Below are 25,665 nucleotides of genomic sequence, written 5' to 3'. Positions count from 1 at the left end.
TCAGCCGCCGCGATCGTCATGCGCCGCGGCGGCGCGCTGCGGCAGCGCGAGGATCAGCGTGACGATCGCGATGGCAAGCACCGCCGATGCACCGGCGCGGCTCAGCGCCAGCCCGCCATGATCGACCGGCTTGTCCAGAAAATCGCCGACCACGGCGCCGAGCGGACGGGTCAGGATGAAGGCCGCCCAGAACAGTGCGACATGGCTGATCGCGGTGCGATAATAAGCGATGGCGAGCAGCGCGAGCAGCGCACCGAAGATGATCGCCGACCCGAGGTAGCCGAGCGGGCCGTCGGCAATCCAGTCGCCGAGCGCGGTGCCCAGCGTCTGCGAAAAGGTGATCGTCAGCCAGTAATAGAGCTCGGCCCGCGGTTCGTGCACCGACTGGATCGAGATGCTGCCCAGCGCGCGGTGCCAGACCGCGAGCGAGGCCAGTACCGCACCGAGCAACAGCAGCGAACCGCCGGGGTAACCGATGCCGAGCGAGCGCGTCGCAAAGTCGGCCATCGTCGTTCCCGCCGTCGTCGAGGCGATGATCGTCGCCCAATAGAGGAAGGGATGAAAGGCGCGGGCGCGAATCTGCCAGACGATCAGGATCGCCAGCACCGCCGCAAAAATCGCGGTGCCGACCAGATAGCCCAGATTCATCGACATGCTCACCGTGTCGCCCGCGGTCTCGCCAAAGGTGGTCGCCAATATCTTGATGATCCAGAAACCCAGCGTCACCGCCGGCACCTTGGTCAGCACCTGCTTTTCCCTATCGGTCATTTGCATCTCCTTGTGTGGCGCACGATTAGCGCGGCGGAGCGTTTCGCCCTATAAGCAGGCGCTTATTCCCGTCCCGATAAGCGGAAGTGCCATGCCATCTATCCAGTCTGCGCCCGGTAAAAGCCGCTTTTCGTCCCGTCTGATCGGCCCGATCGCCGTGGTGGCGCTTCAAGCCGTCGCCGCGAGCTATTTCGTCGTCGACGGGATCGACGATCTGATCGAACAGGCCGGACGCGGCTTCAGCGTCGAGGTGATGATGGAATGCCTCGTCGCCCTCGCACTGCTCGCCGGCGTCGTACTCGGCGCGCGCCACCTGCGCCGGATCGCAGCCGATCTCGCACGCGCCGACGATGCGCTCGCCCGCGCTCGCGGCGCACTCGCCGACCATATTGCCCATCGCTTCGATGCCTGGTCACTGACGCGCGGAGAGAGCGACGTCGCGCTGTTCGCGCTCAAGGGCTGCGACGTCGCCGAAATCGCTCGACTCCGCGGCGCTGCGTCAGGCACCGTGCGCGCGCAGCTCAGCCAAGTCTATGCCAAGGCAGGCGTCGGCAGCCAGGCCATGCTGATGTCGCTGTTTCTGGAAGACTTGCTCGACACTGATCCCGCCGCGGGGCCGCGACGCGGCAAGTGAGGATCGTCGTCAAAAGCGGTGGTGGCAGGGCTTGTATCGAACCGCACGCTTAGCCATTGATATTTAATTCTTTATTCTTCGATGTCCGCGTCCTACCCCCACATATTTCCCCACATGCTTGGGGCCATAACTGTAGTTCGACTAACAAAATGGTCCAATTTGATATCGATGGAGAGGGCATTTTGACCGCGTTTCGATCGCACAGTTTGGGCCAGGTCATCAAGAGCTACACCCCGTTTCTGGACCACCCTGCTGGCGGCTTTCCAGCGTGCGGGCATCAGGGCGGGCCATGTGCCGCTGACGCCAACATAAGCGATATCGGTGGTTTGTTGCCGATCGCGCTGTGCGGTCGTATCTCGTTGTAGTCTCTACGCCAAGCCTCGCATTTTTGGACCGCATTATCCAGGCTCATGAACCAGTGGGCGTTCAGGCATTCCGCCCGGAACTTCCTGTTGAACGCGTTGTCGGTGGGCTTGCCAAGCCGCAAGAAGCCGAGCGTCACGCCTTTCATGTAGGCCCACAGATCGAGCTCGCAGGAGATAAATTCGATGCCACTGTCAGCCCATATCGAGGCGGGATAACCCACCTGCCCGCAGACCCGTTCCAGCATTTCGACCACGTCCGGTGCCCGGAACCGGAACCGCGGAACCACTGCCGGCGAGAACCGGCGGAAGGTGTCGACCACTGTGAGGATCCGCAGCTTCGGTCCTGTCGCCAACTGGTCCTGGACGAAGCCCTTGGCCCATACATCATTAACGCGGGAGGCCGCACAGCGGCCTTCCCTCAGCTTCGCCTTCACCCGCCGTTTGGACGGCTTATTGCGCAGCCCAAGGCCCATCTCCTTGTAAAGCCGATAAACCTGCTTGCCGTTGATCGCCCAGCCTTCGCGTTGAAGCAGCATATGAATACGGCGATAGCCGTACCGAACCCGCGTCTCCGCGAGCTCCTTGATCCGCTGCTTGAGGTCGGCCTGATCGGCACCCTTGCCACGATAGTGGTAGCTGGATCGTTCTGACCGGAGCACGCTGCAGGCCCGCCGGATGCTGACCTGCCAAGTGCTGCGAATATCATCGACGAGTTGGCGCCGCGCCCGGCGCGCTTGTGCCCATTTCTCCCAAATGCTACAAGGTTCGAGCATCACGCGGGGGCGGGGGGCGGTATCATGGCACGATCTGCGACGCGGGAAGATTCCATACCGAAACCGATCGTCGGATCGGCAGCGCCATGGTTCAAGACGCATGTACTGGACGTAAACCCGCAATATACGTTCCATACGGTTGCCGGACGTGCAGTCTTGCTGTTTTTCATGGGCTCAGCGACCGTCGATCGGGTCCGCGCCGCCCATGCCAGGCTGATGGCCGATCCCGATCGTTTCGACGACAGTCGCTGTTCGTTTTTCGGAGTCATTCTGGATGTCGCGGACCATGCGGCCGGGCGGATCACTACGCGGATTCCCGGGATCCGCTACATCCTCGACAGTGATCGTGCGGTCAGCAACGCATATGGCGCCTCTTCGGCAGACAGCAACCATTACGAACCCTATATCATCGTGCTGGATCGCCAGTTACGCGTTGCCGGTCGCTATCATCTGGCCGACGCCGACAAGGCGCTGGCGCTGACCGATCGCCTGACCCAAGAGGGCAAGCCCGAAGACTGGGCGCCGGTACTGTCCGTGCCGCGTGTCTTCGACCGCGCGACCTGTCGGCGGCTGATTGAGCTTTATGACGCCGAAGGCGGGCAGGATTCCGGCTTCATGCGAGAGGTTGACGGCAAGACGATATCGGTCATCGATCATGGCCACAAACGCCGGTCGGACGTCACAATCAAGGATCCGGCCTTTTGCCGCGCGCTCAGTGCCCGGGTGAACCATTGCCTTCGTCCGGTGATCCAGCGCGCCTTCAACTTCGACGCGACCCGCATGGAGCGGTACATTGTCGCGTGCTACGACGCATCGGTCGCCGGTCACTTTCGGGCCCATCGCGACAATACGACAATGGGCACCGCGCACCGCCGCTTTGCGGTGACGATCAACCTCAATGATGATTTCGAGGGCGGCGAACTGCGTTTTCCCGAGTTCGGTGCGCGCACATACCGCCCCGCCCCCGGCGGCGCGATCGTGTTTGGCTGCGGCCTGCTGCACGAGGCCACGCCGGTCACGCAAGGGCGGCGCTACGCGTTTCTACCCTTTCTATACGATGACGAGGCGGCCGCGCAGCGTGAGGCGAACAATCAGTACCTCGGCGAAGGGGTAGGCTCTTACCGGCAATAGCCGTGGCGGCGCATTTCAGAGCTCGATCGAAATTTTCACATTCTGCGCCTTGATCCCGGCAAGCGCCGCAATGCTGAGCTTGGCGGCATAGATCATGATGCTGAGCCGCTGCGGATTGGCGATCCCTGCGGGCATGTCGCCATGTTCCCACCCCGTCGCCAACATCGCCTCGACTTCGTTGTCAGGAACCGCTGCCTCGAGCCCGCCGACAAGCTCGAGCTGCGAGATACCGAGGACGTTCGCCAAAACGCGCAGGTTTCTAAGCCGCGGCCGGGTCTTGCCCGATTCCCACGCCCATATCGTCGGCCGGCTGAGACCCGTCCGCAGCGCGAGCTCCGAGCGGCTGATGCCGCACAGTTCGCGAAAACGACGAAGCCGCGTCGGAAGAGGTTCGGTCGTGCCATAATAGACGGGGCCGGCCGAGGCACTCATGAACGGCGCAGCTTCCAACCGGTGCGGCCGAGAACGCGGAGCCGCGCGCATCGGCCAAGAGCCGGTTCGATGCGGATCGACAGACGGTCGTTCGTGCCGGTGACGTTGCAATTCATTATCGCCCCCAAAGTCCGCCATCATAATCGACCTCACTTGCCAGAAGCGCCGGTTTTCCATCATTCCCAGATGGGGACATCCGAAAATCCGCCGGTCCCGCGATTGTACAGATATGGAGGCTGCGCGCCTTGCGCTCGACCGCTAGAAGGCCGTTCCCAAGGAGATGGAGAATTTCCTTGAACGATCGCCTTCCTGGCGCACGACAGGCTGGGCGAGACTGAACCGCAATTGCCCTGGCCCAGCGTTGAATGCCAGCCCCAAGCCGACCGCCACGCGTGGCTTCGCTGAGTTTCCGATCAGTCGCTCGCCGGTAATCAGCTCGTTCTTCGACGCGCCGAACACGGACCCGGCATCAACGAAAACGCTGGGGATGACACCGAATTTTTGCATCGCGCCTTCCACCCGAAATGCCACTTCCAACCGCCCGGCATAATAGGCACGGCCGCCGATCGCCGTCGGCGGGGCAACGGGCGCCTTCAGCGGAACGACCTTGGGTCCGATCCCGCGCAGGTCGAAACCGCGCATGCTGTTGCCGCCAATATAGAAACGGTCGAACAGCGGGATTGTCCGCCCCCCGATCGGTTCCATTATCCCCCCCTCCAGTCCCAAGGACACATCAAGCATGTCGCCGATACGGCGGTGGAAGTTACCGGCTGCGCGAAACCGGAAAAAGCGCGACGTGCCCCCCGGTCCGGCAATTTCCGGCGTAAGCCGAAGCTGAAATCCGCGCGTCGGACCGACCGCGCGGTCGCGCCGGTCGAGCGTGAGTCCAACGCTCAATACCGAACTGGTCGACCGGCCCAGCGCATTGCAGAACGGGCTGCCATGCAGGCCGACGTCACATCGCGCATTCTGCTGGCGAATCAGGAAATCCTCGTCCGAATAGCGGTAATTTGCGGCGACCCGCAGGCCCCGGCCGAAGGATTTCGCGGCATAGAAATTAACGCCGCGTGCGGTCTGCCGAAACACAGACGATTTGCTTTGAGCGTCGAAGCCTACCGCGGTGGATCGGGAATAGAAAAATGTCGGCGCCAGCAACAATTTTCTGCCCATGAAATTAGCATCAGCGAGACCAAATTCGAACAGGCGCTGAATTTTCGAGTAGCGCACCGATGCGTTGATGTCGCGGCCCGGCGCGCCGATGTTGGTGCGCGCGATCTTGACGGTACCGATCGGCCCTTCGAGCGACGAATAGCCACCCGAAAAAGCGATCCCTCCCCGCGGCAGCGTCTTGATCGCCAAAAGATCGGTCTCGCTGGCTTGGCCGTCAGCGCCATCAATGCCGGTGACGGCCTCGGACGGCAGGACAGCGCCATCGTCCTCGACGTTGCCGGTCGGCTGCGACGCCATACCCAGCTTCGAAGCTTCGGGCCGCGCGAGGAGCGCGGCCCGGCGCCGCCCCCCGTCGCCGAGCCAGGGGGCGGCAGAGACATCGGCCTCGAAGGCGGGGAATCGGCCCATGCTTGCCGTCGCATCACGGCCAACGCGATTGGCGCTGCCGACGGAAAAGCACGGCGGCCCGGCCCGGTTCTGGGCAGCCACCACGCACGCCAGATTTATCATGTCTGAAGGCAGCGCTGGCGGATCGAAAGTGGTGACGGGAGCGGACGGACCGAAGCGAATAGCAATGCCCGGCCTCAAGCTGTTCGGAATTGCGTTCACCGCGCCGCGTGGAGCCCGGCCGCGCTCCGCCCCTGTCGGGCCGCGCGCGATAGCGGCCGTCTGCCGCACCGCGCGCCCCCGCATATCCGCGAACTTGCCGTCCCGATGATCGAGGCAGTCGCCACAAATGGCCCCATCCGTGACAGACGTCTCTGCGCGCGCGATCACCGCCCGTCGGCGAAGCCCGGCATTACCCAGCCAATCCGCGCCGCCGACGTCAACATCGACATCGACATTGAGATTGGCCGATGTTTCGCCGATCGCCGTCTTCGAGGCGGTGTCGAAGCCGACATCGTCAGCCTTTCGCGCGCTGGCCAACGACGAAGGCGAGGCAGCGGCAGTCCTTGGTGAGATCGGCGCGTCCCAGTCGATAGCCAAGGGCGTGGCCTGTGCATTTTTCCGATGCGCATCCGGCGCTTCGGTCGGCGGTCCGGCTGCGGCCAAACCTGGCGCAATCGGCGCCGACAAGAAAAGGGTGCCCGAAGCGTCCGCCCGCGCCACGTTGGAAGAATCGGCATCCGCGGGCTCGGGCGGCCAACCTTCCTGGACCGCCAGAACACGCGCCATCGCCGTCGAGTGGCGAAAGGGGGCATAAGGTGGCGCCTGAACGATCGCGCGCTCACGCGCATAGAGCGGCGCGGATTCGCCGACGCAGAATATCGCCGCGACGCCCAGCGCGGCGCCTTGCACCGTCTGACGAAGGCTGCGGAACGATATTCCAGATTCCACCAAGCTCTTCCCCCCATTATGCTGGCCGACCCCGGCGTTCGCAGTGGACCAAGCCGCGTCGGGGTCATCCCTCGCGGAAGGACCGATTGAAACTGTCGATCATCGGCTGGAACAGATATTGCATCAGCGAACTGGACCCGAGGTCGATATAGACCTCGGCGGGCATTCCCGACATCAACTGGACATCGGGGTATTTCCTGAGCTGCGCTGCCGATACCTCGACAATCACCTTGTAGTAGATTTGCTGCGCGTCCTTGTCGTAGATCGCATCGGGACTTACTTCCTTGACAGTCCCGAGGAGGTTGGGGATCACCCGTGCCTTGTACGGCGTCAGCTTGATCTCTGCCTTCAACCCCTTGTGTACCACGTCGATGTCGATCGGACGTAACCGTGCCGACACTACGATCTTTTCAGACGTGGGCACAATGTCGAGGATCGGCTGGCCGGCTCCGATCACGCCCCCGGGCGTAATCAGCCGCAGATTGGCCACGCGCCCGGCGATCGGCGCGACCACCTGCTGACGCGCGCGAATATCGCTGCTGACCGTCAGCTTCTCGCGTACCTCGGCTATCTGCAATTGCACCTGGCGCTGCTGTCCGGCTGCTTCGAGCACGGCCTGCCCGCGCAGCGACACCATCTGGGCACGCGTCTCGCCAATTGTGTCGCGTAGCCGATCGAGGTTGTTAGCGAGCTTGCCCCGCTCACCGTCAACCAATGCCCTCTGGCGTTGCAGCGCGAGCAGCCGCGATTTTCGCTCCAACCCCTCATCGACAAGCATGTCGACGCTGATCTGTTCATCGTCGAGCAGTTTTGCCTGATCGGTCAGCGCCGCGATTTGCGCTTCTGAGCTGCGGATATCGGCATTCGACTGACCAACCCGCTGTGAGAGGATCTGCGTCTGTTCGGCAAGACCACGCCGCCGCGAGGCAAATTCCGCATTGGAGGCGGCAATGATCTCCCTCACCTGGGGATCGTCCGCCGCCTCCAGCAATTCGGCCGGGTAGCGGACCACCGACAGGCCCAACCGCTCGGCGGTGAGCCGCGCGTCTTGTGCGAGCAGGCCGTACAAGCTGGTCCGCATGGCCACGTCCGATGCCTCGCTCTGCGTCGCGTCGAACAGCACGAGCGGTTGGCCGGCGCGCACCTCCTGCCCTTCCTTCACCAGGAATTTGCGCACGATGCCGCCTTCCAGATGCTGGACCGTCCGGCGCCCTCCGCCTTCGGCCTCCAGAAATCCACTGGCGATCGCCGCGCTGTTCAGTGGCGCAGCCCAGCTCCAAGCCGTGAAAACGACCACGAACAGACCGATCGACACCAGCGCGAGACGCATCGATCCTCTCACCCGCGGACCAGCGACATCATGAGCGGGGGGCGGCAGCGCCAGGCGCACCCGATCTCCGTCCTCGCGGAAGCGAAAAGGGATGTTCATGCCTCCATTCCCCCGTGTTTGAACATCGCTGGCTTGGCGTTGCTGGGATCGGCTGGAGGCGCGGCCTCGCCGGGCGCGATGGACCGCCGCTTACCGGCCATCTCTTCGACCACGGTCCGGGCATCGCCGAATTTCGCAACCTGACCGTCCATCATCAGTAATATCTTGTCCGCCAGTTCGAGCAGATTGGCGCGATGCGAGACGATGATCGTCGTCATGTTGAGCGCCTTCAGCTTCTTGATCGTTGCCAGCAGCGCCGCGTCGCCGCGCGCATCAAGGCTGGCGTTTGGTTCGTCGAGCACGACTAGCGGCGGCAGCCCGAACAGCGCACGTGCCAGCCCGATGCGCTGACGCTGACCACCTGACAGCTGATGCCCGCCATCGGTGAGGACGCAGTCATAGCCGCCATCGAGGTGCAAGATCATATCGTGGCAATCTGCCAGCTTTGCCGCCGCGATCACGTCAGCATCACGTGCATCGGGACGAAAGCGCCCGATATTCTCGCGGATCGATCCGGGCAGCAGTTCGACGTCCTGCGGCAGATAGCCGATGTTCGGGCCAAAATCGCTGCGCATCCAGTCGAAGGTATCGGCGCCGTCGAGCCGCACATGCCCTGACAAAGGCTTGAGTACTCCGACGAGCAACCGCGACAAGGTAGTCTTGCCCGACGCTGACGGACCAACGATCGCCAGCGACGTTCCTGGCGCGATCGCAAAGCTGACGTTTTTCAGGATCGCACCCTTCATGCCGGGCGCCGAGTAGGTCAGCTTTTCAACGGCCATCGCGCCCGACGGCTTGGGCAACGCCATCTGCGACGGGCGCGGCGTGGGCAGGTCACAAAAACGTGACAGGCGTTTTAGACTTTCACGCGCCAGCACGAACTGTTTCCAATAGCTCATCGCCGCCTCGATTGGTGCGAGCAGACGCGCAATCAGGATCGATCCGGCAATCATCGCGCCCCCGGTGAGCTGCTGGTCGAGCACGAGCAACGCGCCGATGCCGAGGACGGCGATCTGAACGAGGTTGCGGACAAACTTCATCCACGCCAGGATCTTGCTAGACTGAAACTGGGTGCGGTCGACCGCGTCGGTTTCGGCGATGTAGCGCTCGCGCCAATGTGCGATGGTATCCGGGCCCATCCCCATGGCGTCAATGACTTCGCTGTTGCGGACCAGCGATTCGGCATATTGCATGTTGCTGCTGGCGAGTGACTGGGCCCTACTGATCGCCGCGCGCGTGATCCTTTCATTGTACCAGGTGAGGCCGAACAACGTTGCTGCGCCGACCGCGGACAGCAGGCCGAAGACCGGGTGCAGCAAAAAGACGACCAGCAGGTAAAGCGGCACCCACAACATGTCGACGACGCTGAATACCGTCGGGGTCGAGATGAAATTCTTGACCTGCATCATTTCGCGGAGCGCTTCGAGCCGGACGTTCGGCGCGACCAGCCTTTGTTCAAGCGAGCGCAGCAGCAGCGTCGGGCCCAATTGCTGCGCCATCCAGGTGCCAACCCGGTTCGCAACCTGTTGCCGAATGCCGTCGAGCGTCGAACCCAACGCAACGACGAGAGTGATTGCCAGTGCGAGGAAGAACAGCGTGTCTTTGCTCTGGCTGGTCAGGACGCGGTCAAAGACCTGCATCATGAATAGTGACATGGCCAGCGCCGCCATGTTGGCGATCGCAGAGAACAGGATGAGCCGAACCGCAATCGGCTTTTGCGGGATCAAAAGCTTTTTGAGCAGATTGTCCGGATTGGCAGACGCCCGCCCAGCGGCGAGAGGGTTCCAAGACATGTCTATTGTCCCAGTCGCGCAGAGCCATCCGCAGCGTTCAGCGGCAGCACCAGACCCGAGATCAATCCGGCCAACTCCATCTGGCGATGAACACCCAACTTTGCGCGCACGCGCTTCAGATACGTCCGCGCCGTCTCCTCCGACAGCCCGCACCCTTCCGCCGCAGTGCACAGGCTGCTCGATTTCAGGAAGTGTCCCAAGAACCGCTGTTCGGACGGCAGCAAGCCGAGCGCTTCGAGCAGCGATGTCGGTGCATCGACCTTGCCCGGACCCATTATGATCACCATGGCACAGCGCGTCATGTTCTCTCCGTTACGCGATTTGGCCGAGATGACGTAGGCGAGTCGCCATTCACCATCGCGGCAATCGAGCCGGAAGACATCTTCGACCGGCGCATCGGGCGATGCGGTGGCGGCGCGGCGTATGCTTTCGCGCAATTGCTTGGCTTGCCTCGGATCTGCGGCGAAAATCGCGCCGTCGGCGGCGCGGATCAGCCATTTTCGCTGTTCGACCAAACTGGTGGCCGCACTGTTTAAAAACAGGGGCTGTGCGTCGGCCGACAACAGCGCCATCGCCATCGAAACCCGGTCAAACATACCCTCCAGCATGGCAGAGCGTTGCGACTGCTGTGCCAGCTGCGCCACCCCGGTGGCCGACTCTGCAAGCAGCGGCGTGATCAGCTGCAGTGATGCCGCATCACGATCGCTGAAATGCGCCTCGCCATCCTGGCGAAAAAACAGCGCGCGAATGTCCTTGCCATCACGCTTCATCTGGATCGCAATGCCGTTGTGGAGCGGACTGTCGACGTGAGCGTCAATCGGTCCAGCTGCCGCGCGGAACAGGGCGCCGGAAAACTGGAAATGATGCACCGGCTGCGCGCCGATCCGCCCCCAGATATCCTGCATCATTACCAGCAGATGCCGAGTAGCGGTGGGGTCGCCGCGCATCTGGTCGAAGCCGATCAAAAAGGAGTGACGTTGACGCCTCGTTCCCGGCAGTGTGACGGTCAAAATCGCCGACCTCACATCAAATTGCAGCAAGTAATCGTGCCAGAGCCGCCGAGTGTTGGCGGCGGCATCGTCCGACAGGCAATTGTCCGCCATGACGTCATGATCTTCGCCCCCTGCCAACGCCTCAAACAGGTGGACATCGCCGCGGATCGCTTTGTCGCGCGTCGCCTCGTGATATTGGGTTGGAAATTCCATGGTCGCAGACATTAGGGCCCCCAAAAAACATCGTCCCCGAAGCGAGGCCGAGGCTCGCAACAGGCGTTTCACGCGCGACCATGATGTCTGGCGCAATGCTCTGGTTACGGGCCAGAACCTATGCGCCCACCGGGATTGCCCGAAGCAATTGTCACCCGGCGTTGGCTTTCGATTGACGCGAATCTCTCGATAGCGTCGCCGGCCGTGACGGATGCTGGCGACGCACTTTGTCTATTTCGATTCGGCCGATCGAGTCTATTATCCCCTCGGACATATCCGTTAGAGTAGTTTCCCGTTCCGCCGCCGCACATTACTCTTTGATAGCTACGAAAAGAGGGGGTCGGCACTCGAATCTGGAATGATTCAGGAGGGGTGACGTGCGGAAATCAAGGACGTTTTGGGCGAGCACGCTCGGCGCACCCGCTGCCGCCGCGGCGTTCGCCATAGCTCCGACTCCACTGCTCGCGCAGTCGGCGTCGTCCGCGGTCGCGCCATCGAGCACGATGGCCGCGCTCGCGCGTCAAGTCGTCATCTCCAACCCCGAAATCGCGGCACAGCGCCATCAGGTTCGCGTCGCGGCCGCACGGCTACAAGCGGCCGAGGCAAGCTATTTGCCAACGATCGAAGCGAACGGCGTGGTGCAGCGGCGTGAGATCGACATCAAAAACGGTAGCAGTACGAACGACGCGCGCTACACCGCCGGACAGGCCGGGATCGAGGCGCGGTTGCGCTTCTATGACGGCGACCGCACTTACAATGGAGTCAAAATCGCCAAGGCCGAACTGGAAGCGACCAGCGCGGGGCTGGACGCTGTCATTTCGGACGTACTGCTCGAACTGCTGACCAGCGCCGCGGACGTCCAGCTCAACCGCAAGATCCTGCGATTCACCGAGGCACAGACTGAGGCAATCGGAGAGCAGCTACGCGCGACGTCGCGTCGGCTCGAATTTGGTGAGGCCACCCGTACCGATGAAGAACTGGCGCGCGCGCGGTTCGCGACCTCGCAAGCCGGGGTCCTTTCCGCGACCGAAGAACTGGGCGTCAACGGACATCGGTTTCGCAATATCAGCGGGCAGTCTGGAACGATGGTGCCGCCTCTGCCGCCGCTCGCGGAGGTTCCCTTATCGCTTGCCGCGGCTCAAAGAATTGCCCAGGATGCGGCGCCGCGGCTCCGAGCAGCGCGGCTCAACGCCCAGGCGGGCAAGTCGGGGGTGCAATTTGCCACTGGCGCATTGCTCCCGCAACTCGATGCGGTTACCGGCTATGATTATCTGACCGGCGGCGCGACCAATACATTTACGGGCAAATATCCTGACGATCGCTCGTCGCTCTATTACGGGCTTGAACTGCGCGTGCCAATTTTCCTGCCGCGCGATCATGCCGAGGTTCGCCGCGCTCGCGCGGTCCGCGATCAACGCCTTTCGCAAGTTGATATGGCGGTACGAACGGTAGCGGAGGAGGTCGCGAACGCTTGGGCGCGCTGGCAGTCGGCAAAGAGCACGATCGTCGCAGCTGAGGCGGCGGTCGCGGCCACGCAAGAAGCGGCAGAGGGCATCAAGAAGGAAGCGGTCGGTGGCAACCGGACCCTCACCGACGTTCTGAATGCGCAGAATGAATTGCTGAACGCGCGCGTCACCCTGGAGCGCGCCCATCGCAACGAATTTGTCGCGCGCGCGAGCTTGCTGGCAGCGACAGGGCAGCTCGACACCGAGGCCATTCTCGACGGCCGCTGCTGCAGTTCCGACACGAGCGAGCGCCCGACGATGTCGGCGCTCGGCCGACCTCGCGTGGCCGACGTTAACAAGGCCGTTGCCGGTCCCGCAACAGCGCCTCGCCCGCAGACGTCAACGCTGGGTCAGACGCCCGATCGCGACCCCTCCGACACTGCTGCGCCTGCGGGAAGCTCGGGACGCCCGGCAAGCTCGACGCTCGGTCAAAAACTTAACTAGCAAGCACGTTTTCTTTTCGGATTGTGCTGTTTCGGCAAGTGCAGAAAGTGGTGAAAGCCGCGCAGCTCGGGAAAAATCGCGGCATGCGTGCGGCGCCGATCTGCCCCAAAATGAACCACCTCATAAATATATCCCCCATGTCCCCAAGCAGGAATGTCCGGTCCCCCTGCCCCGCCATATCCCATTGTCATGGCCTCGAGTTTTCGGGGTCATTTGGGGGGATGGCAAAGCCGAGTCGGCGAAACCGCATCCCTGCGACCCACCAATGAAGAGGATAGCGAAATGCCTACAGTTGGATCATCTAACGCACCGACCAATCCCAAAAATCCCACGGCTCGTGGCCAGGTATTGGGAACCAATGCGGTCGACTTCATCGATCTGAACACTCTCGTCCACACCGCGAACCTGCCTTATAACGCGCGCGGCAACGGCGGGGCGGACACCGTTTTCGGCAATAATTTCGACAACGATCTTTACGGCGATGCGGGTGACGACAATGTCATCGGCCGCAGCGGCAATGATCGCATCGACGGCGGAAACGGCAACGACACGCTGATCGGCGACCAGGCGAGCGTCTCGGTCCCCGCGCCGGGCCAAGTCCTTTACACCGGCGACGACAACGGTGTTGCGGATGGCAACGACACGCTGCTCGGCGGCGCTGGTGCCGACACCGCGTGGGGCGGCGGCGGGAACGACTTCCTCCGCGGCGATGCCGGAGACGACGTGCTTTATGGCCAATCGGGCGATGACCGCGCCGACGGCGGCGCTGGCAACGATATCGTCGATGGCGGCACCGGCAACGACAATCTCTACGGCGGGACCGAAACCGACGTGGTGACCGGCGGCGACGGCGACGACTATATCGATGGCGGCACAAACACCAATGGCGTCGACCTGCTTTCGGGCGGCGACGGCAACGATGTGATCTTCGGTGACAAGGGCGTCAATCGCAAAGCCGACGAAGATTATGCCTATAATCAGAGCAACTATAACCGTGGCATCGGCCAAGCCGACGAAATTTCCGGCGGCGCGGGCGACGACCAGGTCTTCGGCCAAGGCGGCAACGATCTGATCGACGGCGATGCCGGCGATGACCTGTTGTGGGGCGATGATGGCGACGACACCATCTTCGGCGGCAACGGTTATGACCAGCTCGACGGCGGCGAAGGCGACGACTCGCTTTCCGGCGAAAATGGCGATGACGAACTTAACGGCGATGCGGGCAACGATGTCATCCGCGGCGGCGCGGGGTTCGACTTCGTCCAGGGCGGTGCCGACGATGACGACATCGGCGGCGGCGACGACGACGATACGCTGAACGGCAACGACGGCAACGACCTTGTCCACGGCGACGACGGCAACGACGTGATCGCTGGCCAGGGCGGTAACGACACCCTCTATGGCGATGACGGCGACGACGTGATCCGCGGCAACGGGGATCCCTTCTTCGACCCGCTTGATCCGGAGAATACCGATGCCGATTTCATCTCGGGCGGCAACGGCAACGACATCGTCAACGGTGACGAAGGCGATGACGTTATCGAAGGGAATGACGGCGACGACCTGCTCGCGGGTGATGACGGCAACGACAGCATCGCCGGCGGCGATGGCAACGACAACATCACCGGCAACGACGGCAACGACGTTGTTTCAGGCGGCGACGGCGACGACGTCATTCAGGGCAACAACGGCAACGACAACCTCGCCGGCAACGAGGGTGACGACCTGATCTATGGCGGAGCCGGCAACGACCTGGTCGATGGCGGAGACGGCAATGACCAACTCGCCGGCGACATGGGCGCCGATACCATGTTCGGTGGCGACGGCGATGACGTCATGTATGGTGACACGCTGTACGAAAACCTGGGCAACACCCCGGGCGGCAACGACACCATGTCGGGCGGTGACGGCAACGACTATATGTCGGGCGGCATGGGCAACGACAAGATGAACGGCGATGACGGTGACGACACCATTCGGGGCGACACCGGCAACGACACCATCGACGGTGGTCTTGGCGATGACAATCTGGAAGGCGAAAGCGGCAACGACAAGATCACTGGCGGCGAAGGCGATGATCATATGTCGGGTGGCGCGGGCAAGGATCTGTTCCTGTTCGACGCGACCGATTCATCGCCCGGCTTTGGCGACGACGTCATCGGCGCACCGTTCAGCCTCGGATCGGGCCGCGACTTCAACCTCGCGAACCGTGACACGCTGGTATTCGATGTCGATGCCGGCTTCGATCCCGCTGCCGACATGTTCGTCATCACCGGCGACTGGGACGGCCAGGGTGACGCGCTCGACGTGTACATCTTTACCGCGGTCGGCTCGGTGCTGATCGAGGACTTCTGGGAAGGCGCCTCGGCCCCGATCGCGGCGATCGCTGCGCTCGGTGGTTATGACACGGTTGATGCGCTCAACGCGTACAGCCAGGGCAATGCGTCCTACGACATGATCACGTTCGTCTGAGGACAAGGCTTCGTACGGGGAGCCACTCCTCGACGGACCTCTGCAAACTGGAGGGCAGGCCGCGGCCTGCCCTCCTTTTTATGTTCTTAAAAATCCGCATATCGCCAATGCCACAATGAATTCGGATGGTCACCGAGCGGCAATTTTTTGCAATGTCCCCATCAGGGAATGGCAAGAAACCGCGCCTTCCGCCAATTTTGACGCAAGGATGACAAGCAAGAATCATCCGGACGACGCCTGCTTCGATCGAGCAGGTCTGCAGAGATTGGGTATAAGAAGAATAGGTTTCTGTCGATATTCGGGCGGCAGTTTCGTCCCTCGGCATTCGGCGGAATTTAGTTCGGTCAGCTCCCGCTGGCTAGCCGTGTCCGCCGCCATGCCCCCTGGCGGCGGCCGGCATCGATTTTCCACCCATTGTCACGTTTGCGCCGCGAACGGCCTGCCCGAAACCTGAGCCCAACCATGATGCACATGTTCATCCTGCCTTTGTCGATGGCGTTCGCGGCATTGCAGCCGCTGCCGCCTGACGGCGCCCCTGCACTCAACCTTCCCGTTGACTGCATTGTCGGCCGTTCCTGCCTTATCCAGAAACTGTTTGATCACGACCCGGGGCCGGGCCGCCGCGACTATCGTTGCGGCCAGTTGACGACGAACGGGCATGACGGAATCGACATTCGCCTGCGCACCATGGCCGACATGCGGGCTGGATTTGCAGTCCTGGCCGCGGCACCCGGCACGGTGCTCCGCACGCGCAACGGCGAACCGGACGTCAGCGTCAACAACCGAGGGGCACTCGATGGCAGGGACGCCGGAAATGCGGTCGTGATCGACCATGGCGGCGGCTGGCAGACCCAATATAGCCATCTTCGCCAAGCCAGCATCGCTGTGCGCCCGGGCCAGCACGTCAGCGGCGGGGAGCGGATCGGGTTGATCGGTTTGTCGGGAAATAGCGAGTTTCCGCATCTGCATTTCACCGTCCGGCATCTCGGTAGGGCCGTCGATCCGTTTGTCGGCACCGCCCCCCTTCCGCCCTGCAATTCCGAAGTCCGCACGACGGGGCTGTGGACAGCGGTGACGGCGCATTTGCTGGGGTACGAGCCCAGCGCCGTGATCACGGGCGGCCTCGCCTCGGCAGTACCGCCCAAGGCAGTCACCGATCGCGACCCGCCCCCTATGCCGAACGGACGACACGCGCCGCTGATCCTGTGGGTCGATGCGATCGGCGCGCGCGCCGGTGACTATCAGGCATTTTCGATCGCCGGGCCCGACGGACAGATCGTGCATGAACAGCAATCGGTTGTCGAAGGCGGCGGGCTCAGCTGGTTCGCCTATAGCGGCAAACGCGCACCGGCGGCGGGCTGGCCCGCGGGCCGGTACACCGGCCGATATGTGCTAAAGCGCGAAAATGCAATTGTTGCCAGGATCGAAACGACCGCCATGATAAAATGAGATTTTCCATTTAGAAAAAGTATCCAATTCTAGAACTAAACAATATAATCATATTTGCAATTACATATTCAATCATCAAATATTGTTACTAGAAGAGATTGAATTAAAACATCTTTCCAGATAATATTCAACATGAGACAACTCATAGGGACATATTTGATATTTTTAGTAATATAAATGGAAAATTAATCCATAAGATATTGTTTTAATACAAAAGTATATGTGCCCATACCGGAAATTGCCATTGCAGAATCGCCCCCCGGGGTTTGTATTTCCCGGTGAGTGACAAGACGTGGGCACAGGTCGCCAAAGAGAACCCAGCACGATCACAAGAGCTTGCATTGTGGCTCCGCCCTATATCCGGCGCGGAAATGCGGTGCAGTTCGCCGGTGTGCGCAGCGGCCCCGTACTGGCTGCTGACCCGTGACCGGCGAACAAAGGTGCAGGGGGCTTTAGGCGATGGGGTTGAAGCGGAACGAACAGGCCGGCGAAATCGCCACCCCCGCGCGCGTCACCCCGCCCGGCGCGGCCTCGATCCTGCCTGTCGATGGCGTGATCCAGCTTCCACCCGAAACACGCCTCGATGCAATCAAGCTTTCGGGAAACGACCTCGTCGTCACGCTGCCCGACGGGCAAGTCCTGGTCATCGTCGACGGCGCGCTGCGTATCCCGCACATCAAGGTCGGCCCGATCAACATCCCGGCGCCCACCGTTGCCGCCCTGATCGCAGATCAGGAGCCCGAACCCGCCGCCGGGCGGCCGCAAAGCTCGGGCGGCAATTTCGCTCAAACCCCAGGCGACATTGGCGATCCGTTCGCGCTCGGCAACCTGCTGCCGCCGACCGAGTTCGGCTTTCCGAAAATTCCTGCTCTCGAAGTCATTCCCGACGCGCTCGACGACAAACCCCGGGTTGTTATCACGACCCCGGACCAGACGGTCGGGGTCACCGCCGCGACCGCCGTGGTTTCTGAAGCGGCGCTGCCCGCGCGCGACGCCGAACCGGCCGGCAGCAATCCAGACTCGCCGGGCGAAACGACCAGCGGGACAATCCAGATAGCCGCACTTGACCAGCCGGTCGTCGTCACGGTCAATGGCACGGCCGTCACCGCGGTCGGCCAGCTTATCCCGACCCCGCTGGGTCAGTTGACCATCACCAGCATCGCCCCGGGGCTGATCGGGTACACCTACACGTTGACCGACAACAGCACCGACCCCGCCGCGACCGATACCGTAACGATCACCGTTACTGACAACGACGGCGACGTCGGGAGCGCGACGCTGACCCTGACGCTCGAGGACGATGCTCCCATCGCTCGCGCTGACATCGACGATACCGAAGCCGGAAGCCGCCTGCCCGAGTCGGGCAATGTCATCACCGGCGCGGGAACCGCAAGCGGTGCGGACGGCGCCGATACGCCCGGCGCCGACGGGGCAATCGTCACGGGTGTCCGGGGAGGATCGGCGACCGAGTTCGGCCCGACAGGAACGCCGGTGCAGGGCCAATATGGCCGTCTGGCAATCGCGGCCGACGGCACCTACGCCTATGTCCGGTCCGCCGGTACGCCCGGCGGAGTCAGTGATGTCTTTACCTACCAGCTCACCGACGGCGACGGCGATGTATCGACGGCGACACTGACAATCCGCATCGGCGACAGCGCGCCCGCGCTGATCCTGCCCGCAGCGGGCGACGACGGCACCCTCGTCGACGAAGCCGGCCTGCCTGAACGCGATGGCGAAAGCCCCGGTTCGCGTTCGGGCGACGATTCCAACTTCACGTCCGGAACGATCCAATTTTCTGCCGGCGACGGTCCCGCCGCGCTGACGATCAACGGGGTCGCGATCACCGAAGAGGGCCAGGAAATCGCGCTCACCACCGGGACTTTCTATATCGTCTCGATCAACCCCGATTCGATCGAATATTTATTTGCGCTTACCGACAACACGCTCGGCGCCGCGACGTCGCAGCCGATCACCGTCGGCATCACCGACCTGGACGGCGACACCATCTCCGCCAGCTTCGACATCGATATCCTCGACGACGCGCCCGAAGCGGTCGCCGATTACGACAGCGTCGCTGCGGGCAGTTTTGCCCCGGCCACCGGCAACGTAATCACCGATGCCGAGAATGACGGCGGGCGGGACATCCCCGGGGCCGATGGCGCCAGCGTCTCGTCGGTGTCGGGCGGCGGCGCCGCCGTGGCGGCGGGTGACCCGGTTGCCGGCCTGTATGGCGTGCTGACGCTGAACAGCAATGGCAGCTACAGCTATGTCCGAAATCCCGACACGCCGGGCGGCGTGTCCGAAACCTTCACCTATACGCTGACCGACAGCGACGGCTCCGTCGCCACGGCCACCCTCAACATCGCGATCGCCGACGACAGGCCAGACGCCGTGGCCGACGAAGGAGAGGTCGGCGAAGGCCAGACGCTCGAGGTCGATGCCGCGGGCGGGTTGCTCGCCAACGATGACCTGGGCGCGGACGGCACCAAAATCCTGGGCGTGCGCGCCGCTGGCGCAGACCCGTCGGCGGCGGCAACAGGCGGCGTCGGCGCGGTCATCTTCGGCCTGTACGGTGAGCTGACAGTCGCCGCCGACGGGAGCTATATCTATGTCGCCAATCCGAATATTGTCCCACCCGGCACCGCCGAAGATGTTTTCGTCTATACGCTTGTCGATGGAGACGGCGATCAGTCGACAACCACCCTGACGATCCGTCTGAGCGACTCGGGATTGTATGCGGACGTCGTTCAGTTGCAGGTCGACGAGGCAGCACTCGCCGCCGGCAGCGATCCCGAGAGTGACGCGGAAACAGCGTCGGGCGACCTCAATGACAATGTCGTCGGCGGCACGGGGCCATTCGAATTTGGCTTGGTCGGCAACGGCGTAGGCACCCATGGTGTATTCACGCTCAATTCCGATGGAAGCTATTCCTACACGCTGACCGGCGCGATCGACGGGCCGAAGGATGACGATGGCACCAACCTTGTGCCCACGGTCGAAAGCTTCACCTACACTATAACCGACGCGTTCGGGAATGTGACGCAGAGCGAAATCGTCATCGACGTGCTGGACGATGTGCCGGTCGCACGGCCGGCACCGTCGATCACCGTCGCTGAAGACGCCGCTGCAATTTCGGGCGATTTGCTGGCGAACGATACGCTGGGCACGGACGGGGCCATGGTCACTTCGGTCACGATCGGCAGCGCGATCGTAGCGGTCGCCGCAACCGGCATCACCAGTTACAACACCGCCAACGGCACTTACACATTTCAGGCAAACGGCGCTTGGAGCTTTGATCCGGCGCCGCAGGTCAGCGTGTTCCCGATCCACGCCGACTTCACTTACACGATCACCGACGGTGACGGCGACCAGTCATCGGCAGTACAGCAAATCCGTCTCGCCGACGGAAGCCTGCCGACCGCAAGCGGTCCGATCCAGCTGACCATCGATGACCAGCATCTCGAAACCGGATCGAGGCCGTCGCCAGCGCAACCCGTCTCGGCCAGCGGCAACATCCTTTTCACACCCGGTTCCGATGCGATCGCGTCGATCGGCTTTGGCGACATTTCGGCGCTGGACGGCGGGCTCAGCTGGACTCTGGGATCGGATAACCAGATCATCGGCTGGGACGCCGACGAAAACCCCGTCGTCGTGATCGACCTCAGCGTTTCGGGCAATGTGGCGACGGTGACCGCCACCCTGCAATATAACTACGCGCTGCACCCCGATACGACGATCGACGATCTGGTCGATCTGGGGTCGATCGAGGTTGTCGCGATCGACGCCGATGGCGATATAGTCGCAGGAACGGTCAGTATCTCAGTTTCCGACGACGTTCCGTCGATCACTGCCCTGTCGCCCACGACGGGTTTGCTCACGGTTGACGAAACCGACCTTGGCTTCGATGCAACCGCCGATTTCACCAAGCTTTTCAAAATCGTGATGGGCGCGGACGAAGGCACTGTCGGCTATAGTTTCGAAGTGACCACCGCGAGCGGGCTGGTCGATGTCGCGACGGGGTCGAAGATCATTCTGCAGGCGTTCGGCAATGTCGTCGAGGGACGATTGCAGGATTCGCCAACGACCGTCGCGTTCCGCTTGACCGTAGCCTCCGATGGGCAGGCGACGCTCAACCAGATCCGCGCCGTCCGGCATCCCGATGATATGAATCCGGACGATGCGATCACGCTCTCGCCGACGATCATCCGGCTGACCGCGACGGTCACCGACGCCGACGGCGACCATGCATCGGCGCTGGTCGCGATCGGCAACGCGCTGGTGTTCAAGGACGATGGGCCGTCGATCGACGCCACCAACGTCGACACGAATGCGATCACGCTCACCACGCAGGACGCCAACACACGCGGCGACGCGTTCGACGTGGCGACCGCCAATTTTTCGGCGGCCTTTTCGACGTCTCTGGTTAATTTTGGCGCCGATGGCTCCGCGGATGCGGGCACGGTGACCTGGACCTATTCCCTCGCGCTGGGCTCGGCGGCCGCGACCTCCGCCCTGACCAGCCACGGCGTGCCGGTCACGCTGGCCATTATCTCCGGCGAGATCGTCGGCAGCGCGGCCGGTACGCCCATTTTTTCCATCGCCGTGAACGCAGCGACCGGCGTCGTCACGCTGACCCAATTTGCCGAGATCGACCATCCGTTACCGGGTTCGCCCGGCGATTATGCCGCGCAGCTCGTCGAACTGGCGGCCAATCTGGTCGAACTGCGCGGCACCGCGGCGATCGTCGATCGAGACGGCGACAGCATTTCGGATACGGTGGCGGTGGATCTGGGCGGCAATATCCGCTTTGCCGACGATGGCCCGTCGATCGCCGCCGGCGGGACCGCGTCGCCCTTGACGGTCGATGAAAGCAATTTTGCCGCCGATGCGACCGTCGATCTGTCGGGCCTTTTTGCCGGAACGACCGACTCCGGCGCCGATGGCCCGGGCGCTGTGACCTATGAACTTGGCGTTGCCGCCGGGGCCAGCGGCCTCATCGATTCGCTGACGGGCGAAGCGGTGATCCTGTCGATCGAGGGCGGCGTCGTTTTCGGGCGCACCTCGACGCACGAAGTCTTCCGCATTTCAGTGGTGCCCGGCGGCCTCGTCACTTTCGACCAGTTGCGCGCGATCCTCCACACGCCCGACAGCGGCCCCGACCAGGCGCTTTTCCTGGCGGGTAGCAATCTGATCACGCTGACCGCGATCGCAACGGACGGCGATGGCGACACCGCGCGAACGACGACCGACATCACCGGGCAATTTGCGATCCGCGACGATGCTCCGAATGCGGTGGATGACCAGGACAATGTATCGCGCGACGGAGAGGTTTTTGCCGACGGCAATGTGCTGACCGGACTTGGCGGGACCGACGCCAATGGCATGGACGGATCGTCCGACAATGCAGGCGCTGATGGCGGGCTGATGGTTGTCGGCGTGGCATTCGGAGCATCCACGGGAACGCCGGGGGCCGTCCTTTCGGGCAACTATGGCTCGATCGTCATCGCCGCGGACGGCAGCTACCGCTACGACCTCGATCCCAGCGATCCAGCGGTTGTCGCGCTCAATCCCGACACGACGCTGACCGAAAGCTTTGAATATACGGTGCGCGACGCCGACGGCGACACGTCGGTCGCGACGCTCACCATCTCTATCACTGGGATCAATGATTTCCCTGTTGCGCGCGGCGATACCAACTGGGTGCTTGACGGCGTCAGCGGTTCGGACCCAATCGCTGCCGGTAATGTGTTGCAGGACATCGCGCATTCCGGTGCGCCCTTTGGCAGCTTTGCCGATGTCGCGGATAATGATCCCGACCTGGAGGTGATCACCGTCACGTCGGCAGGAACATATGTGGGCCTCTACGGCACGCTCGTGATCGATGCTGGCGGCAGCTACACATACACGCTCGACGAGGACAAGCCCGTCGTCAACGCGCTCGACAGCGGACAGACACTGACCGAAAGCTTCGCCTATACGATCAGCGACGGATCGCTGTCGGTCGGCTCCACCCTGACCATCACGGTGTTCGGAAACAACGATGTACCAACGATCGGCACCGCGATCGCGCGGGTGTCGGAAGAAGGCCTGCCGAGCGGGCTGCCAGACACGGCACCGAATGCGACGCTCGACACCACCAACAGCGCCGTAATCAGCGGTACGCTCGCCATAGCCGACGCCGACGCCGGTGAAACACTGACCGCAACCCTCGGCGATCCCGGTGCGGTCCTGACTGCGGGTGGCAGCGCGGTCGCCTGGACCGGCGTCGGCACCGGAACCTTGATCGGTTCGGTCGGCGGATCGGAGGTTATTCGCGTCACGCTGGCATCGAACGGCGCCTATACGGTCACCCTGTTGCGCGCCGTCGACCATCCCAATGTCACGCTCGAGGACCTTAAGGGTTTCTCCGTGCCCGTGTCGGTGTTCGACGGCACGACGACGACGACCAGCGCATCGGCAATCCAGATTGTGATCGAGGATGACGCCCCGACCGCCACCGGCGAAACCGGATCGTCGTCGCAGCCGATGCAGGATGTGAACACGCTCTTCATCCTCGATTTCAGCGCCAGCATCGACGATGGCGAACTCAACACGATGCTCGATGCCGTTCAGGGCGCGCTGACGCAGCTTGATAGCGCCGCGTCGGGCGCATTAGCGATCAAATTCGTGATCTTCTCCTCGGGCTCGTTCGCATCGGAATCCTTTTCGACCGCGGCCGACGCGAATGCGTATCTCGACTCGCTCAATCCGGCAGCGGGCGGCGAGCGGCCGTCGGAGGACGATATCGGGCTCAATACCAATTACTCTGGCGCCATCCAGACGGCGCTGGCCAATTTCGCCGCGATCCCCGGCGCCAGTAACCAGGTCTTTTTCCTTAGCGACGGCAACCCGAACCAGCAGATCCAGTTCGGCGGCATTCCGCCATCGGTTATCAATTCGCTGACGGCAGCCACGGCGACAGCCTGGAACGACTTTGTCGACGGCAATGGCGTTAATGTTACCGCGATCGGTATCGACAACAATCCATTGCAACCGCTCAACATACAGCGGTTGCAAGACATCGACCTGAACGCGGCACCGGGCAATGCCCCTATCCTGGTCGACGATTTCGAAGATCTGGTCCCGACCTTGCTGTCGGTCATCGTCCCGTCGGCGGTGTCGGGCGATCTCGACGCGAACGATTTCTTGGGTGCCGACGGCGGCCGCCTGCTTTCGATCACCGTCGGCTCGACCACCTATAACTGGGACGGCGCTTCGAGCATCGCCGTATCGAGCGGCGGCAGCATTGCTGGGACGACCCTGAACGCGATAGCGACCCCGATGGGCGGCACACTCACCCTGAACTTCGCGACGGGCCAGTATAACTACCAGCCGCCCAGCCCGATCACGGTGACCGCGACCGAAGTGTTCACCTATGTGCTCACCGACCGCGACGGCGACACCGCAACCGCTAACCTGTCGGTCACCATCACCGCACTCGCGCCGCCGATCGCCGTCGACCTCGACGGTGACGGGGTGGAATTTGTTTCGAACGCGACCGGGGCCAGCTTTGACTATGATGGCGACGGCATCGCCGAAACCACTGCATGGGTCGGCGCCGATGACGGGCTGTTGGCGATTGACAAAAATGGCGACGGCAAAGTCAACAACGGATCCGAGCTGGTCTTCGGCAGCGGCGTGCTGTCCGACTTGCAGGGGCTAGCCGCCGCCTATGACAGCAACGGAGACGGCAAGCTGGACGCCGCCGATGCCGAGTTTTCGAAATTCGGGATCTGGCAGGATGCCAACGGCAACGGCATGACCGACGCGGGCGAATTCCGCTCGTTGGTCAGCGAAGGCATCATCGCTATATCGCTGACGCCAGATGGACGCGCCTATGTCGCCGCTAACGGACAGGTCGAGGTCCGGGGCGAAGCGCTTTATACGCGCGCCGACGGCAGCACCGGCAAGCTGGCGGATGCAGCTTTCGCGACCAACTTCGCCGATCAGCAGCGGATTGCCGCAATCAATGGTACGGCGGGGGTTTCGACTGCAATGCTGGTCGCAGGGCTTGCCGCAACGGCCCCGCTGGCCGCTTACCCACCGGGAGCACCCGACGGCGAAATCTCGGTTTCCGGCCCGCAGGTCCAGGTGCCGAGCGAAGCGGCGGAACAATCACTGACCCTGCCCGAAGCAAAAGCCGACGGCTTGGTCCACGAATTCTATTCTGGCCCCGAGATCGCCCGGATCGAGCGCGAGGATACCTCGTGTCGGATGAGCGACGACGACCGCGATGCGGTGCATGACGACACAGCCGATACGGCGCCGCCCGATCCGGACTACGTCGGGTTGCTAGCGGCAACCGAAATCGACCTTCCACCCGAACCGGCGAGTTCTTCCGCATCGGGCGATCAGATACAGTTGACGACGACGCCGCAACCAGTGACCGCTCCCGATGCGGCGCAGATCGGCACAATCGTCGCCGCTGCCCTGGAGGGGCCGGCGGTCGAACTCGACGCCTTGCTGGGACCCGTGGAGCCTGCCGAACCAGTACTCGCCCGCATCATGCTGGGCGTCGGCGGGATCGGCGACGGGATCGGCGGCGGCGCATCGGGCCACTCGTTCATCGCCGATCTCACACAGCAACATGTCGTGGTTCAGCTCGAGCAGATAGCGTCGGCCGGGCACGCCTGAACCACAGGCGGCGATGTCGGTCAGGACGAAACACGGGCGCAGACCAGAGATCACGCAGAAGGATATTCGACTTCGACCGGACAA

General features: G+C 62.8%; 12 protein-coding genes and 1 pseudogene. 6 read left to right on the top strand and 7 right to left on the bottom strand.

From position 1 onward, the window contains the following. Complete coding sequence (locus L0963_RS06775; RefSeq protein ID WP_062903216.1) at positions 1–768, bottom strand: COG4705 family protein; 768 nt, start codon at positions 766–768, stop codon at positions 1–3. Positions 769–859: 91 nt separating this feature from the next. Here L0963_RS06775 and L0963_RS06770 point away from each other — a divergent pair, with 91 nt between their 5' ends. Then, a complete protein-coding gene (locus L0963_RS06770; protein ID WP_186401926.1) occupies positions 860–1,402 on the top strand; it encodes a helix-turn-helix transcriptional regulator in 543 nt (180 codons plus the stop codon). 277 nt (positions 1,403–1,679) lie between these two features. Here the strand turns inward: L0963_RS06770 and L0963_RS06765 are convergent. Then, a pseudogene (locus L0963_RS06765) lies at positions 1,680–2,489 on the bottom strand (IS3 family transposase); the annotation flags it as partial. A gap of 75 nt (positions 2,490–2,564) precedes the next feature. Here L0963_RS06765 and L0963_RS06760 point away from each other — a divergent pair. Further along, positions 2,565–3,671: a 2OG-Fe(II) oxygenase gene (locus L0963_RS06760; RefSeq protein WP_186401928.1), complete on the top strand. Its 1,107-nt coding sequence runs from the start codon at positions 2,565–2,567 to the stop codon at positions 3,669–3,671. 15 nt (positions 3,672–3,686) lie between these two features. Here L0963_RS06760 and L0963_RS06755 read toward each other — a convergent pair whose 3' ends face one another. The 5 genes from L0963_RS06755 to L0963_RS06735 form a co-directional block, all read right to left on the bottom strand. Then, complete coding sequence (locus L0963_RS06755; RefSeq protein WP_186401929.1) at positions 3,687–4,103, bottom strand: helix-turn-helix domain-containing protein; 417 nt, start codon at positions 4,101–4,103, stop codon at positions 3,687–3,689. Positions 4,104–4,361: 258 nt separating this feature from the next. Beyond that, positions 4,362–6,611 (bottom strand): BamA/OMP85 family outer membrane protein, encoded by a 2,250-nt coding sequence (locus tag L0963_RS06750; protein WP_234179116.1) that lies wholly within the window; start codon positions 6,609–6,611, stop codon positions 4,362–4,364. Between the two features lie 64 nt (positions 6,612–6,675). Beyond that, positions 6,676–7,941 (bottom strand): HlyD family type I secretion periplasmic adaptor subunit, encoded by a 1,266-nt coding sequence (locus tag L0963_RS06745; RefSeq protein ID WP_234178949.1) that lies wholly within the window; start codon positions 7,939–7,941, stop codon positions 6,676–6,678. Between the two features lie 95 nt (positions 7,942–8,036). Then, positions 8,037–9,833, bottom strand: a complete 1,797-nt coding sequence (locus tag L0963_RS06740; protein WP_186401932.1) for a type I secretion system permease/ATPase — start codon at positions 9,831–9,833, stop codon at positions 8,037–8,039. Positions 9,834–9,835: 2 nt separating this feature from the next. After that, positions 9,836–11,038, bottom strand: coding sequence for a helix-turn-helix transcriptional regulator (locus L0963_RS06735; RefSeq protein WP_186401933.1), 1,203 nt, complete (start codon positions 11,036–11,038; stop codon positions 9,836–9,838). A 377-nt stretch (positions 11,039–11,415) separates the two neighbouring features. On the opposite strand from L0963_RS06735, the gene L0963_RS06730 reads away from it, so the two are divergent. From L0963_RS06730 to L0963_RS06705, 4 genes are all read left to right on the top strand, one after another. Beyond that, a complete protein-coding gene (locus L0963_RS06730) occupies positions 11,416–12,987 on the top strand; it encodes a TolC family protein (RefSeq protein ID WP_186401934.1) in 1,572 nt (523 codons plus the stop codon). 282 nt (positions 12,988–13,269) lie between these two features. Beyond that, on the top strand, positions 13,270–15,459 hold the full coding sequence (locus L0963_RS06715; RefSeq protein WP_267960525.1) for a calcium-binding protein: 2,190 nt from the start codon (positions 13,270–13,272) through the stop codon (positions 15,457–15,459). Between the two features lie 462 nt (positions 15,460–15,921). Continuing rightward, positions 15,922–16,908 (top strand): M23 family metallopeptidase, encoded by a 987-nt coding sequence (locus L0963_RS06710; protein ID WP_234178946.1) that lies wholly within the window; start codon positions 15,922–15,924, stop codon positions 16,906–16,908. Positions 16,909–17,367: 459 nt separating this feature from the next. Then, positions 17,368–25,581 (top strand): DUF5801 repeats-in-toxin domain-containing protein, encoded by an 8,214-nt coding sequence (locus L0963_RS06705; protein WP_234178944.1) that lies wholly within the window; start codon positions 17,368–17,370, stop codon positions 25,579–25,581. The last annotated feature ends 84 nt before the right edge of the window (positions 25,582–25,665 follow it).

Source organism: Sphingopyxis sp. NFH-91, from assembly GCF_021401285.1.
GTDB lineage: Bacteria > Pseudomonadota > Alphaproteobacteria > Sphingomonadales > Sphingomonadaceae > Sphingopyxis > Sphingopyxis terrae_A.
This window is presented reverse-complemented; position numbering and strand designations above follow the sequence as displayed.

What these genes read in the sequence shown, in the direction of transcription:
- L0963_RS06775 (WP_062903216.1), bottom strand. Translation starts at nt 768, where the DNA reads ATGACCGATAGGGAAAAGCAGGTGCTGACCAAGGTGCCGGCGGTGACG.
- L0963_RS06770 (WP_186401926.1), top strand. Translation starts at nt 860, where the DNA reads ATGCCATCTATCCAGTCTGCGCCCGGTAAAAGCCGCTTTTCGTCCCGT.
- L0963_RS06760 (WP_186401928.1), top strand. Translation starts at nt 2,565, where the DNA reads ATGGCACGATCTGCGACGCGGGAAGATTCCATACCGAAACCGATCGTC.
- L0963_RS06755 (WP_186401929.1), bottom strand. Translation starts at nt 4,103, where the DNA reads ATGAGTGCCTCGGCCGGCCCCGTCTATTATGGCACGACCGAACCTCTT.
- L0963_RS06745 (WP_234178949.1), bottom strand. Translation starts at nt 7,941, where the DNA reads ATGCGTCTCGCGCTGGTGTCGATCGGTCTGTTCGTGGTCGTTTTCACG.
- L0963_RS06740 (WP_186401932.1), bottom strand. Translation starts at nt 9,833, where the DNA reads ATGTCTTGGAACCCTCTCGCCGCTGGGCGGGCGTCTGCCAATCCGGAC.
- L0963_RS06735 (WP_186401933.1), bottom strand. Translation starts at nt 11,038, where the DNA reads ATGGAATTTCCAACCCAATATCACGAGGCGACGCGCGACAAAGCGATC.
- L0963_RS06715 (WP_267960525.1), top strand. Translation starts at nt 13,270, where the DNA reads ATGCCTACAGTTGGATCATCTAACGCACCGACCAATCCCAAAAATCCC.
- L0963_RS06710 (WP_234178946.1), top strand. Translation starts at nt 15,922, where the DNA reads ATGATGCACATGTTCATCCTGCCTTTGTCGATGGCGTTCGCGGCATTG.
- L0963_RS06705 (WP_234178944.1), top strand. Translation starts at nt 17,368, where the DNA reads ATGGGGTTGAAGCGGAACGAACAGGCCGGCGAAATCGCCACCCCCGCG.